This is a genomic window from Parafrankia sp. BMG5.11, from assembly GCF_004337455.1.
Genome location: NZ_SJXI01000168.1, coordinates 1 through 13365 on the forward strand (window position 1 = coordinate 1; position 13365 = coordinate 13365).

At 69.0% G+C, this 13365-nt stretch carries 13 protein-coding genes and 2 pseudogenes; 4 read left to right on the plus strand and 11 right to left on the minus strand.

Going from position 1 to position 13365, the window contains the following annotated elements; translation table 11 throughout:
* From E0504_RS48750 to E0504_RS48765, 4 genes are all read right to left on the minus strand, one after another.
* On the minus strand, window positions 1-303 hold a 303-nt coding region (locus E0504_RS48750; RefSeq protein ID WP_165938879.1), incomplete at its 3' end, for a transposase.
* A gap of 113 nt (window positions 304-416) precedes the next feature.
* On the minus strand, window positions 417-1661 hold the full coding sequence (locus E0504_RS48755) for a cytochrome P450 (protein WP_112106291.1): 1245 nt from the start codon (window positions 1659-1661) through the stop codon (window positions 417-419).
* 258 nt (window positions 1662-1919) lie between these two features.
* On the minus strand, window positions 1920-2108 hold the full coding sequence (locus E0504_RS48760) for a hypothetical protein (protein ID WP_131627978.1): 189 nt from the start codon (window positions 2106-2108) through the stop codon (window positions 1920-1922).
* A gap of 16 nt (window positions 2109-2124) precedes the next feature.
* Window positions 2125-2574, minus strand: coding sequence for a cytochrome P450 (locus E0504_RS48765; protein WP_235013966.1), 450 nt, complete (start codon window positions 2572-2574; stop codon window positions 2125-2127).
* A 203-nt stretch (window positions 2575-2777) separates the two neighbouring features.
* Between E0504_RS48765 and E0504_RS48770 the strand changes: the two genes are divergently transcribed.
* The 4 genes from E0504_RS48770 (at window position 2778) to E0504_RS48785 (ending at window position 5968) form a co-directional block, all read left to right on the plus strand.
* A complete protein-coding gene (locus E0504_RS48770) occupies window positions 2778-3179 on the plus strand; it encodes a hypothetical protein (RefSeq protein WP_131627980.1) in 402 nt (133 codons plus the stop codon).
* Between the two features lie 11 nt (window positions 3180-3190).
* The gene (locus tag E0504_RS48775; protein ID WP_112106294.1) at window positions 3191-3430 is read left to right on the plus strand and encodes a hypothetical protein; all 240 of its coding nucleotides are present in this window, start codon (window positions 3191-3193) and stop codon (window positions 3428-3430) included.
* Window positions 3431-3915: 485 nt separating this feature from the next.
* Window positions 3916-4716 (plus strand): hypothetical protein, encoded by an 801-nt coding sequence (locus E0504_RS48780; RefSeq protein WP_112104920.1) that lies wholly within the window; start codon window positions 3916-3918, stop codon window positions 4714-4716.
* Window positions 4717-4945: 229 nt separating this feature from the next.
* Window positions 4946-5968, plus strand: coding sequence for an aldo/keto reductase (locus tag E0504_RS48785; RefSeq protein ID WP_071066431.1), 1023 nt, complete (start codon window positions 4946-4948; stop codon window positions 5966-5968).
* A 148-nt stretch (window positions 5969-6116) separates the two neighbouring features.
* Here E0504_RS48785 and E0504_RS48795 read toward each other — a convergent pair whose 3' ends face one another.
* The 7 genes and pseudogenes from E0504_RS48795 to E0504_RS51780 form a co-directional block, all read right to left on the minus strand.
* Window positions 6117-6911: a hypothetical protein gene (locus tag E0504_RS48795; RefSeq protein ID WP_235013642.1), complete on the minus strand. Its 795-nt coding sequence runs from the start codon at window positions 6909-6911 to the stop codon at window positions 6117-6119.
* A gap of 709 nt (window positions 6912-7620) precedes the next feature.
* Window positions 7621-8190, minus strand: a complete 570-nt coding sequence (locus E0504_RS48800) for a TetR/AcrR family transcriptional regulator (RefSeq protein ID WP_235013641.1) — start codon at window positions 8188-8190, stop codon at window positions 7621-7623.
* Window positions 8191-8363: 173 nt separating this feature from the next.
* Window positions 8364-9615: pseudogene (locus E0504_RS48805) on the minus strand (acyl-CoA dehydrogenase family protein).
* A 25-nt stretch (window positions 9616-9640) separates the two neighbouring features.
* Window positions 9641-10567 (minus strand): acyl-CoA dehydrogenase family protein, encoded by a 927-nt coding sequence (locus E0504_RS48810; protein ID WP_306769439.1) that lies wholly within the window; start codon window positions 10565-10567, stop codon window positions 9641-9643.
* 223 nt (window positions 10568-10790) lie between these two features.
* Window positions 10791-11627, minus strand: coding sequence for an SDR family NAD(P)-dependent oxidoreductase (locus tag E0504_RS48815; RefSeq protein ID WP_112104917.1), 837 nt, complete (start codon window positions 11625-11627; stop codon window positions 10791-10793).
* A gap of 151 nt (window positions 11628-11778) precedes the next feature.
* A pseudogene (locus tag E0504_RS48820) lies at window positions 11779-12207 on the minus strand (IS110 family transposase); the annotation flags it as partial.
* Between the two features lie 454 nt (window positions 12208-12661).
* The coding region (locus E0504_RS51780; RefSeq protein ID WP_207974734.1) for a hypothetical protein at window positions 12662-13365 on the minus strand (704 nt) is incomplete at its 5' end.

Consider the following 13365-nt stretch of genomic DNA (forward strand, 5'->3'; position numbering starts at 1 on the left):
CCCGTTGCCATGCGGCCCCAACTCCGGGTGCCGACGCCACAGGTCCACCCGCCGCGCGCCCAGGGCGTCGGGATCCCAGGGCGCGTCGTGCAGGAAGTGGTGCAACCGCTGCCGGTCCGCGCCGGGGACCAGGGCGGCAAGCTCCGTCAGCGTCTTGTTCCGTTCCCGGGGCAGCAGCAGGCCGATCAGATACTGCCGCAGCGCGGTGCGCTCGGCCACACGACAGAACAGGTCATCGAAGTCGCCGCAGAACCGGTCGATCGCCTCCGCCGTCGGCGCGGTCGGCTTGCGAGGAGTAGCCATCGGGCACCTCCCACCGGAACAGCCCCAGCCAGACACCACCAACCGTACGTCCGCCTTCCCTAACCTGACCAACCAGCGACTAGCCGGGCCACGCCCCCGATCACGTCGGCGGCTCAGGCCGAGAGGTGCAACGGGAGCCTCTTCAGACCACGGACGACGACCTGCTCCCGGTAGGCGACAGTGTCCTCGGCCAGCGCGAACGAGCTGGTGCGGCTGATCAGCGCCCGAAAGGCGATCTCCGCTTCGAGGCGGGCGAGGGGCGCGCCGAGACAGTAGTGGATTCCGACACCGAGCCCGAGATGGCGCCGCGTCCGGTCGGACCTGGTGTAGCGAGCCACGAGGAACCGGTCGGGCTCGTCGAACGCCTCCGGATCCCGGTTGGCAGCCCCGATCATCATGATCGCACCGTCACCGCGCGTGAACGGACGTCCGCCGATCTCGGCGTCCGCGAGGACGGTGCGGGCGATGAACTGCACCGGCGGGTCGAACCGAAGCATCTCCTCGACCGCGGGTCCGACGAGGGCTGGATCCGTACGCAGCGCCGCGAGCTGCCCGGGGTTCCGCGTGAGCGCGAGAATCCCGCCGCTGATGAGATTCGCTGTCGTCTCGTAGCCGGCCACCAGCAACAGGGTGCACAGTTCGAGCAGTTCCCGTTCGGCGAGTACGTCACCGCGGTCATGGATGGCGACGAGCCGGCTGAGAAGGTCATCGCGCGGTTCCTCGCGGCGACGGGCGATCAGGTCGAGAAAGTAGGCGTCGAATTCCACGGCCGCCCGGTTACAGGCCGCCTTCTTCTCATCGGTCAGCAGATAGTAAGGGTCCAGTCCGAGGGTCAGCGCGTCCGCCCACCCCCCGAACTCCTCCTCGTCCGCGGCCGGCACGCCCAGCAGCCGGCTTATCAACCGCAACGGCAGCGGACGCGCGAACGCCGCGACCGCATCGATCTCGCCCCGCTCGATCGCCTCGTCGAGCAGCACGTTCGCGAGGGATGTCACCTGCGGAGCCAGGGCCTCGATGACCGCCGGGGTGAACGCCTTACCCACAAGGCGCCGCAGCCGGGTGTGATCGGGCGGGTCCGCCCGTAGCAGTGAACCGAGGCCGTCGTCCATTCCCGTGCGATAGTTGATGCCGTCGGTGTACCCGTGCCCAACCGCGGGATGCGTGAGTACGGCGGAGGCCTCGGCGAGGCGGGTCACCAGAGTGACCGTGCGGTCGGCGATCTCACCGGGGATGAAGGCGCCGACTTCACGGATCTCCCGATACCGAAGGTAGGGGTCCGCAAGCCGCGTCGCCGTCACCGCGGCGATGATCGCAGCGGTGCCTCCCTCGGATGTGTCGATGCCGTCCACCGTAGTCACTGACCGTCTCCTCCCCGCGCGACGTCGCCGCAGGCGCCGGCGCACCCCGCGGCGACCGGACGTTCTCACAGCACGACATACGAAATCGTGTCCGACACGTGTGCGCACGCAAAAAGTCAGCCGCCGCCTCTTGGGGCGACAACTTTCAATCATTCAATCGGTTCTCGTCGAACAGGCTCCGTACCAGGCCGCCGTCGTACTCCGCCGCACTTCTTTTATGCGCGGACAGCGACCGGAGCCCACGGGGTGAGGCCGATCTCAGATCGGTGACGGCGCGGCCGGCGGGCCTGCCACGGGAGCGCGGGGCTGGTAGGCCTCGTCGCGCTGACCGTGACGGCAGCCACCGGTCCCGACCGGCGCCACCGGCACGTCCGGCACGTCCGGCACGCTGTCCGCGCTCAACGCGGCGAGCACGACCGAGCGGACCGGTCGTTGGAATTCCGTCACGCCCACAGCCAGGGATTTACTGGAACCGGACCGGAAAGCGTTCGATGCCACGCAGGACGAGGTTCTTGCGGTAGGCGAGGTCGTCCGTGAGCAGCGTCATCGTTGTTTCCCTCCGGATGAGTTCCTGCAGCACGGCCTCCATCTCCAGGCGGGCAAGCGGCGCGCCGAGGCAGTAGTGGATTCCCAGACTGAAGGTGAGATGACGCTTCGCGGGTTGCTGGCCCACGTACCGGGTGATATCGAACCGCTCGGCGTCGGGGAACGCCTCCGGGTCCCGGTTGGCCGAGCCGAAGAGCAGAGCGACGCCGTCGCCCGCGCTGAACGTGTGCCCGGCGAGCTCGGTCTGCTCGTGGGCGAGGCGGCAACAGTGCCGAATCGCGAGCCGCGTTCCTGGCGTACCGACGAGCGGTGGACCGGCGTGCACGTCGCCCCGGCCGGCGAACAGCGCACAGCCTGATTGCACCATGCCGGGACCGACAGCAACGACTAGACAACACTATGAATCGGCGTGGGATATCGAGAGCTGGATCTGGCTGGTGGCGAGACCGTGATCCCCCTTCCACCCGACCGGCGGGGGGTGATCTTGCGGGGGGCTGGTTGATGTCGTCGATGAGGTGTCTGATCTGATGGCCCCGGCGTCCATACGGGCTGTGGAGAGGAGACTTCTGAATGGCCGTACCCGATGGCGAGCTTGACCTGCCCGTACCCGTACCGCGGGCAGCGCGGTCACGGCCTGTCCGCCCGTGGGAGCAGCCGCGGGTGCCTCCTGGTCCGCCGGTCTCGGCCCAGCTGGCCGGGTTTCTAATCCAGTTCGCGCCGCTGCCTGCGGCCGTGGTGGGCTGGTTCCTTGCCGGGGCGCTGGCTCTCCCGGCGGAGGCCGGGGCGGTGGTGGGGTTCGTGGTCCACCAGCTTCTCCAGGGGTTTGTCGTTGTTCCGGCCCTGCTTTGGAAGAGATCAAAGCCGTGCGGCGAGCAGGTGCGCGACCGTGTCGTTGCAGCGGGCGTGCGGCTGGGTGTGACGGTGTCTGTGTGCGGACGCTGGGGAGCCGGCGGGGCCGGGTGCGCGGTGTAGGTGTTCTTCTCATGCCGCCGGGTCGGGTATGGGTGGTGGTGGCGGAGGATCTGGCGGTGACGAACCCGGCGGACCTTGACGCCCTTGTCGCACATCAACTCGCCAGAGCCCGCGCGGCGGCTTACCGCCTCGTCCTACCGCTGATGCTGGTGGTCTGGGTGGCGTTGGTGGTGCTGGCCGGTCAGGTGGCTCCTGACGGCGGGCTCGAGCTCGCCATTCAGACGGCCAGCTCGTCGGTCTGTGGGGGATAGGCGTACGGGTCCGGTCCCCCCTCGGACATCAGGCCCACCCGGATCATCCCGGCTCCGCGGGCCGCGGGCCGCGTGCCTCGGCCCACGGCCCAGGCACGCGGGGCCCGGACCCGTCCTCGACGCGGTACATCGGTAGCCGGATGCTGAGCGCCGCCCAGACACGAGCCTCGCCGCGATCTGGTGGTTGGTCAGGCCTTCGGCGAGCGGCTGGACGACCTGGCTCCGCCCGGGCGCCGGGCCCTGCCGCAGCTGTGCAACAGACCTGAGGCGCTGATGTCCCGCCGTCAAGGGCGGCATCACGAACACCCGCCGGGAGCCACCCGGTCAATTCCTGCCGGATAATATCCCGGACCGATCATCTGTCTCACGAATGACATCTTCAGCATTGGTGCTCGGCTGTATTCCTCCGGCATCGTGTTACCTGTTGATAGCGGCGGATAGTACCGTTCGTGTAACGGCTTGGGTGAACCTTGCGGAGGTAGGTAATGGGCGGCATGCGGAGGGGCTGGAACGTACGCCGGTCGGTGTGTGGTGGGATTGTCGCATCGGCGTTGGCGGTCGTGGTCGCGGGATGTCAGGAGGGCGTCATCCCGGTCGACCCCGCAGCGCCGCCGCCCGCGGCGGCAGGGTCGGGGGCGACCGGGCCGGGGACGACCGGGCCGGCGGCCCCGCCCACGCAGGCCACCGTCGCGCCGGCGAGGATCCTGCGCGCGGGGGACTATGTGCTCACGGCGGGCGAGGAGACCGCGGGCTTCGAGAGCTCGGGCGGCGCTGGCGACGAGAACAGCGACAGCAGCGCGATTCGCGCCCAGGTCGCCGCATGCGTCGGAGTCCCCGACTACAATCCGTCGCCGCCATCGGACGAGACGACGGGCGACACTTTCACCAACATCGAGGAATCTGATTTCCAGGCAATCAGCCGGGCGAAGGTCCTCTCTGAGAGCCAGATCCGCCGGAACGCCCAGATCGTGACCAGCCCTGGTTTTGGTGACTGCTACCGCACGGCGTTGGAGGACCAGCTGGCGGGCGAGGACGAGAACGGCTTCACCTACGAGATCGTCGCGGTCGAGACACCGTCCCCGCCGCGGGGGGCCACCGCGCTGGTCCGCATCTCGATGGGCATCACGGACGAATACGGCACCTACGGTTACGTCTTCGACACGATCTATTTCTACGTCGGCCAGGTGGCCGTCGAGCTCGACGTCACCAACATCCAGGACGTCCCGCCGCCGATCATCGAACAGGGCCTCATCGACCAGATCGCCGACAAGTTGACCAACCAGTAGCCACCCGGCCGCCACACAACCGGCCGGGACAGGGAGCCGGCCAAGGACGACTACCTCGTCGTCGGCGCCCCAGATGCAGGTACGGGGCCGCTTTTCCCGCTTCGCGCCTCTACGCGCGCTGGCGCGCTTCCGGCCGAACATCGCTATCTGCCCACGCGCCCTCTCCAGTACGCAACAGCCTGATGTAGGGATTGCGCCAGGTTACTCACCCCGCACATGCTTACCGAACATGGACTACCGCGTACTCGGCCGCACCGGCGTGCGGGTCTCCCCGCTCTGCCTGGGTGCGATGATGTTCGGGACCTGGGGCAACCAGGACCACGACGACTCAATAAAGATCATTCACAGGGCGTTGGACGCCGGCGTCAACTTCGTCGACACCGCGGACGCCTACTCCGCCGGCGAGTCCGAGGAGATCGTCGGTAAGGCGCTGGCCGGCCGCCGCGACGACGTCGTGCTCGCGACCAAGCTGTACATGCCGATGGGACCGGGGCCCAACCGGCGCGGCCTGTCACGGCGCTGGATCGTCACCGAGGTGGAGAACAGCCTGCGGCGGCTCGGCACCGACTGGATCGACCTCTATCAGGTGCATCGTCCCGACCCGTCGACCGACATCGACGAGACGCTCGGCGCGCTCACCGACCTCGTCCGGGCCGGCAAGATCCGCTACTTCGGCAGCTCGACGTTCCCGGCGCACGAGGTGGTCGAGGCACAGTGGGTGGCCGAGCGCCGCAACCGCGAGCGGTTCGTCACCGAGCAGCCGCCGTACTCGCTGCTCGTCCGTGGGATCGAGGCCGATCTGCTGCCCGTGGCACAGAAGTACGGACTCGGGGTGCTGCCGTGGAGCCCGCTGGCCGGCGGCTTCCTGTCCGGGCGCCACACCCGCGACGGCGGCGAGGTCACGAGCACCCGGATGTCCCGGGTGCCGAACCGGTTCGATCTGTCCGTGCCCGCGAACCAGCGCAAGGTCGAGGCTGCGATCGCGTTCGCCGACCTCGCCGCCGAGGTGGGTGTCACGCTGATCGAGCTGGCGCTGGCGTTCGTGCTGAGCCACCCGGCGGTGACGTCGGCGATCATCGGCCCGCGCACGATGGAGCACCTGGAAAGCCAGCTCACCGGCGGCGCCGTCACCCTGGACGAGGCGACGCTGGACCGGATCGACGAGATCGTCCCGCCTGGCGTCAACGTCAACCCGGAGGACGCCGGTTATGTCCCGCCGTCCCTGGCCCAGCCCGCGCTCCGCCGGCGCTGACCCTCACGTTCGTTCGCGGCGTCCAGAGGTCCGGTCGCCACTCGTGGTCGCCCCGACCTCGGAGTCCACCGTCCGTCGCACACGCATCCTCGGCGGGCTGATCAGCGAATATCGCAACGACGCCTGACACCTCCTGCGGAAGATCGCATCATCCGCAGGAGGCCGGCTCACAGGCCGAATCGGGATTCTGGAGCCCCACAGGGTCGAAGTACGGGTCGAACGGGGAGCGGCCCCAGGCCGGGCCGGGCTGCAGGTCGACCAGCTGGGCGCCGCGGTCGAGGGTCCGCTCAAGCTCGGCGACCGCGTGGTCGATCTCGAACAGCTGGATGGGCACCGGGACCAGGATCCGGTTCTCGTGGGTGTAGCCCCAGTCCTCCCACAGCCAGTCGTTGAACGCCCGGTTCACCGCGTAGCCGGCCTCGACGTCGCCGCGGCGGAAGGCGCTCTCCCACCCGGTCCCGACCGCGTGGAGAACGGCGACCTCGACGTTCTGCATGTCCATCAGGGTCAGCCGCGGGTCCTTCTTCTCGAAGGCCGGCCGCATCGCGTTGTACCGTTCGACGAGCTGCGCCCGGCTGAGCTGGTCGAGATCCTTCATCGGGTTCAGCTTGTTCAGCATCGCGCCAGGGATGGGAATGCTTCCCTCCATGGCAGGAAGCTCATTGATGTCGACGCCGCCGTGGCCACCCTCGGGCTGCGAGTGGACGCCGAGGGTGCGGCTCTCGTGGTCGAGTTCCTCGTCTTCCTCGTGCTCTTCCTCGGTGAGCATCCGGGTCTCGCCGGGCAGCCAGGCGCGCTCGATCATCTCAGCGGAGAGGTATCGCGACGTGGCGTCGGACGGAGCGTACAGATGGTGATCGGCGTCGAATATGTCATAGGAGAGGCTCTGCTCAAGATCCGCGACGTAGATACCGCGCGATCCGAGCTGAGGGGTCTCAGTCAACGGGCCCTCCACGAGTTCGTCATGATCGGAATATTTAAACTCAGTCTAACTCCTGGAGATGTCGGCACGCTACCCTGTCCATCGCGCCCACTTGCTACCCGCCGGCAGGTCCAACGCGTAGACTCCGCCCGTACGCGGGACTGCCCGGCGCCATCCGAGCGCCGGTCAGGAACGCCGCCGTACACGCCGGCATCCCGTTATCGATGGCACCGGGAGCGGGCCTGGCGGTTCATCGGGTAAGGTCTGGTGGCGGCGTTTTCCGACCCGTTGGCAGCCGCAGTGCGGCCGCGGTGGGCAGGCGAACTCGCCGCGATTCATCCGGATGCGGTGGCGTTATCCGCGGCGGTGGGCGCCTCTCGTGGCCGAGCCTGGCGGAACGCGGCCATCTCGTCGCTGTGGGACTCGACGGTCCCGGCGGCCGTCCGGGTGATGTCGTATGTGTGAATCTCCCGACCGCGCGGCGCATGTTCCGCGGGTGGGTGAGCTCTACCGGTGGGCTACCGCTACATCGCCGACCGCCGGACGGACATGATCGCGACCGGGCGCGCGCACGTCTACGTCCAGGTATGCGAGATCGAGAGGTCCAGGCGACGTTCAAGGTCGCCGACCATCTCGGTCGGCCGGAGTCGGGCAGGATCGGACCCGGGCCCTGGTCGAGGCCAGGAGGACCGGACCATCTCGGCCCGGCCGTGCACCGGAAGGCCCCGGATCAGTCCGGAAGGTTGACGTCGGGGTGCAGCCCGGCCGTCACGATCGCCGCCCGGAGGTGCAGCGCCTGATTCAGCTTCGGCAGCCGTCCGTGAGACCACTCCATGATGCAGTCCACGACCAGCGCCTCGAGAATCTGCGCCATCTCGGACGGGTCGACCCGCTGGGTCACCTCGCCTTTCTCCTGGGCTTTGGCGAACAGCTTCTCGAAGGCTTCCGAGAAGGCCGGGCCGCTGTACGAGGCGTGGATCCGGTGCGGTCTCCGGAACTCGGCAAGCGCGCGGCTGACGGCCGCCGGGGGAGTGCCCTTGATGTTGCGCGCGACGGCGTTCAGCACAGTGCGCAGCGAGTCGTCGAGACTGCGGTCGGAACGGACGCAGCGGTTCGCCGACTCGTTGAGGACGGTGGCTGTCTCGGCGCCCATCTCGAGTAGAATGTCTTCTTTGTGCGCAAAGTGGAAGTAGAAGGTTCCCTTTGTGACCCCGGCCGCCTGGCAGATCTCCTCGACCCGCGTGTCCTCGATACCGGTCTCGAATCCGCGCTCGGTCCACAAATGCAGCGCGGCGCGCACCAGGCGATGCCGGGTCTCCCGGGATCGCTCCTGTAGAAGGCCCGCTCGCCGGCGCGGCTCATTCGAAGTGCTCACCGTGCGGAGTATACCGGTACCATCAGGCCCGGTGGTTCCCCCCGCTCGCCCGGGGCCGACCCGTCGCACGGGCGGGCCGGTCCGTGCGACGGGTCACATCACGTGTTTTCAAGCCACCGCCGTGCGTTATGAAGAACCTCACTGAACGGCTTGCCGCGGTCGAAGCTCGGCTCCCGTGGCAGGCCGAGAACGCGCTCGCTGATCGCGTTGCGCTGCATCTCGTTGGAACCGCCGGCGATCGACCAGACCCGGCTGTTCAGATAATCCAGCGCGGCGCGGCGCCCGTCGTCCCCGCGCCAGACAAGAGGCATCCCCTGCCCGATTTCCATGACGAGGCGGGCACGCAGCGGGTCGTGCACGCCCGCCGCGAGCTTCCAGTAGGAGGCGATGCCGGCCGCGGGCTTGTCGCTGGAGCGCAGGAGCCCGGTGATGCGCCGGCCCAGCTCTCCCCGGGCCCAGTCCGCGGTGTGGATCCGGGCGATCGCCTGACGGGCGACCGGATCACCGGCCCGGCCGGCCGCCTGGGCCAGCTCCAGCAGGAACGGGTCGATCTCCGCGGCCTGCGCGGGCGGCATGTTGAGCGGGTCGTCGCGGCCCGCGCCGCATGGTCTGGGCGACGGTCCAGCCCTGGTCCACATCGCCGATCACCTCGTCGGCGCTCACCCGGACCTCGTCGAGGAACTCCTGGCAGAACTCGGCGTCCCCGGTGATCTCCCGGATGGGCTGGATGGTGACGCCCTCGGCCCGCAGGGGGACCGCGAACCAGGTGAGGCCGCGGTGCTTGGGCGCGTCCCAGTTCGTCCGGGCCAGACACATCCCGTAGTCGGCGTAGGAGGCGCCGCTGGTCCAGATCTTCGATCCGGTGATCAGCCACTCGTCGCCGTCACGGACCGCTCTCGTCGTGATGCCGGCCATGTCCGAGCCCGCGTTCGGCTCGGAGAACAGCTGCACGAACAGTTCGTCTCCGGAGAGGATCCGGGGCAGGTGACGGGCCAGGAACTCCGGTGAGCCGTGCCGGATCAGGGTCTTGCTGACCGGGCCGTAGGTCGTGCCGCCGGCGTGGCCCAGCTCCGGCGTGCGGTAGCCCGCGGCCTCCTCGGCGAAGGCCCGCGCGTGCTCGTCGCTCAGCCCCTGGCCGCCGTACTCCCTGGGCCAGTTGATCCCGGCGTAGCCGGCCTCGTGGAGCTTCTTCTGAAGTGCCCGCTCCGGCAGGTAGTCCTCGGCGGTGTGTGAGCCGGAGCCGTCGCCGCGGCCGAGGCCGGACTGGCTCGCGTCGCGGGGTTCGAGGTTCGCGGCGAGCCATGTCCGGGCCTGGTGGCGGTAGTCCTCGAGATCGGGCTGGTCAACCATGGCGCCTTCTGTCCTCCGTCGTTCTCTACAGGCCGGCCAACTGACAGACCCGCTCCCGGTGCCAGGTGGGCGAGCCGTACAACGACGCGTCGGCGGTGAGGCGACGCAGATAGAAGTGGAAGTCGTGCTCCCACGTGTAGGCGATGCCGCCGAAGTGCTGCCAGCAGTTGTGCGCCAGCTCGACCGCGGCGTCCGAGACGAAGGCCTTGGTCATGCTCGCCGCGTGCGCCGCCCCGGCACTGTTCTCCTGGACGGCCCGGGCCGCCGCGCTGACGACGGCGTGGCTCATCTCCAGCGCGAGGCTGCTGTCGGCGAGCTGGTGCTTGATCGCCTGGAAGGAGCCGATCGGGCGGCCGAAGGCGATGCGGTCCTTGCAGTACTGCACGGTCAGGTCGAACAGGTACTGCATGGCACCGGCGGTCTCCGCGGCGCTGAGCACGCCGGCGAGCTGGAGCTGCGTCCCGACCGCGTCCGCGGCCGCGCCGGGCGGGCCGAGCAGCGCGGACTCGTCCAGCAGGACGTCGTCGAGGCGGACCTCGCACAGCCGGCGGCTCAGGTCGAGGCCGGAGAGCACCTCGACGGTGAGGCCCGGGGTGCCCGTCGGCAGGAGGAACTGGGCGAGCCCTTCGGGGCCGGCGGCGGTCAGCAGCAGCCACTGCGCCGACTGGGCCTCCAGGACCAGTCCCTTGCGGCCCGCCAGGCGGTATCCGCCGCCCGGCGCCGCCTCGCAGGTGACGCCCCGGGCCCCGGACCAGTCCCCGGCCGGGTCGGCGACGGCCCACGCCGCCGCGGCCTCCCCCGCGATGAGGGCGGGCAGGATCTTGGCCTGCTGCTCCTCCGAGCCGTGGGCGCTGAGGGCCGCCACGGCCACGTTGGTGTCGATGAAGGTGCCCGGCTGGAGGAACCCGCCCGCGCAGCTCGGCGAGCAGGGTGGCGTCGAGGACACCGTCACCGGACACGCTCCCGCCACCGAGGGACTCGGGGGCCAGGAAGGCGAACCAGCCCAGCTCGGCGGCGTTCTCCCGGTAGGAGGGGTCGACCTCGCCGCCCGAGTCGATCAGTGCGCGCACCCGGTCCAGCGATAACGTCGAGTCGATGAAGCGCTCGGTGGTTTCCTTCAGAAGGCGCTGGTCGGGGCTGAGATCGGGGTCCACGCTGTTCCCTTCGGTGCGGTGTCACATGGTGACCGAGTAGCCGCCGTTGACGGGGTAGGTCTGGCCGGTGATCCACGAAGCGGCGGGCCCGGCCAGGAAGGTGATGAGGCCGGCGACATCGTCGGGCTGCCCGAGCCGGGGGATGATGTAGCGCTTCAGCTGGCGTCGCACACGGTCCGCCACCTCGTCCGACTCGCGGGCCATGGCCTCCAGGCCGATGGTGTCGACGGTCCCGAGCGCGACGTTGTTGACGGTGATCCCGTCGCGGCCGACCTCGCGGGCGACCGCCCGGGTCAGGCCTGCCGCGCCGGCCTTGGCGGCGGCGTAGGGGGCCATGTGCGGCTCGCCGACCCGTCCCGCGTCCGAGACGATCGTGATGATCCGCCCGTGACTGGATGCGATCATGTGGGGGAGCGCCGCGCGGATGCAGTTCATCACCCCGAACAGGTTCACCGCGAAATAACGGTCCCAGTCGGCCGGCTCGGTGTTCGCGAACTCGCCGAGGCTGACCGAGGGACCGCGCGCACCCGCGCCGGGCGCGCCCGGCGCGGCAGGCGCCTTCGCGTCCTGCACCGCGGGCCCCGCGTTCCCCGCGTTGTTGACCAGGATGTCGACCGGCTCGGCGGTGATCGCCTTGGTCGCGGCCGCGTAGTCGGAGACGTCAAAGGGACTGGCCGCCGCGTTGCCGTCGCTCTGGGTGATCTCCTTGGCGACCGCCTCGGCCCGGTCGGACACGTAGTCGTTGACCAGCACCCGGGCACCGGCGGCGGCCAACGAAAGACAGATCGCCCGCCCCACGCCCTGCCCGCCGCCGGTGACGACGGCCGTCTTTCCGCTGAGATCGATCGTGAAGCTCACGGGGGTGCGCTCCTCTGGTGGTCGCGCCTCGGAGAGGAGCCGGATGTGTTCCGGTTCCCGGGGGATCCTTTTCCAAGGGATCTGTCGCGAGGGTCTGTCAGGTGATGGCGCCGTCGATTTTGAGTTTGATGATGGTGTCGTCGGTGTGGCCGAGTTCGTGGAGGAGGGTGTCGGTGTGTTCGGCGAAGAGGGGGGCGCGGCGGGTGTGGGGCAGGGTCCGTGCGGCGTCGGCGATCACGTAGGCGTCGCGGGCGTCGGTCTTGGACTCGCCCGGGTGCAGGTCGGCGAGGCGGCGCATCGCCAGCCCTGGCAGGTAGGCGACGTCCAGGCCCATCTGGCGGGCGACCGCGATCGACAGGGCGCCGATGCTTGCGGGCTGGTCCACGATCACCAGTACCCGGCCGTGGGCCGCGAGGGTGGTGAACACGGCCCGCAGGGCGGGTTCGTCGTTGGGTAACGGCCGGTCGTGCAGCTTCTTACCGGCCGGGGTCAATGCGGTTGCGTGGTGGGTTTCCTTGCCGACGTCGAGCCCGCAGAACACGGTGTAGGGCTCGGTGGTGGGGTTGTCGGTCTCCTCCAAGTGGATCACCTTCTGTGGCGGGGTCCAGGCCGACCATGGACAGCGCGCCGGCAGCCACGTTACGAGCAGGCATCACCCATGCCAGGTCTCTATCAGCGGTCACGTCCGTCCGCCGTCTCCGGTGACAACACCCCCCAGGTCATGGGCGACAGGGGCGATCAGTCATGCCGGAGACGGTGGCCTGAACAGCCCGTTTCGGGCCTGCGAGCAAGGTAACGGGGGGGCTGAATCATGTCGCTGCCGAGCGAAAAATGATCAGGGCCCGCCAGGCCTCCGGAAAGATCCGGCGTGCCCGCCCAGTGCCGGGCTGCCGGCCTATCCGGGTCGGGATCTTCCCAAGGAGTGTGCCGGGTAGTCGAAAAAATATCCAGCAACGCGCATCTGCGCCCGCTCTACCTCGGTCGCGGAAACACCCAGGGTGCGGCAGGGAATCGTAGTAGCTGGATCGTGACCTCTACTCCAGGCAGCAACGGTCCCAGTTCCACCTGGTTCTACGTCGCCGGATCAGCCATTTCGCGTTGTCGGCGAAATCCGCGTTGAACCATCGGCCGACCCCGACGAATCCGACTTTGGATGCTCCGGCCAGTTTGAGGGCTGCGGCGGCGGACTGGGCTCGCGCGCCGCTGGTCCACGTGTCGTCGATCACCAGCACCGAGGCGGCGGTGACCGGTCTGACGACGGTGAACCGATCGGTCGCCACCTCCCGGCCGCGGTCACCGCCATGGGTTTCCAGCAGGTCGACGTACCGGTCACCGGTTCCTGCGACAATTCCACTGACCAGACGTTTCAGCGGATGCTCTCCCGGCCGGCCCCTCGTACTGGGAACCGACGTGACCATCGAGAATCCCGGTGTTCCCGCCCCCTGCGCCACATGGGCCTCGTGCACGGAAAGCCACCGCCACAGGACCGCGGCCAGACCAGCCATCCGCGGGTGCCGGTACCGCTCCGGGATCTCTTCCTTCTTGTAGGTGAGCAGTTCTCTCGCGAGCTGCTGACCCGAGGGCGCCAAGGAAACGAACGCCGTCGCGTCGAAGACCAGGGCACCGAGTTTCTGGCGTGCCCGGTTACACGGCAGGCACCGCTCGTACCCGTCGTATACCGACGAGTGGCAGGTGATGCAGACGCCCTCTCCGGAGGCAATGCCGTGAAGCTTAAGTC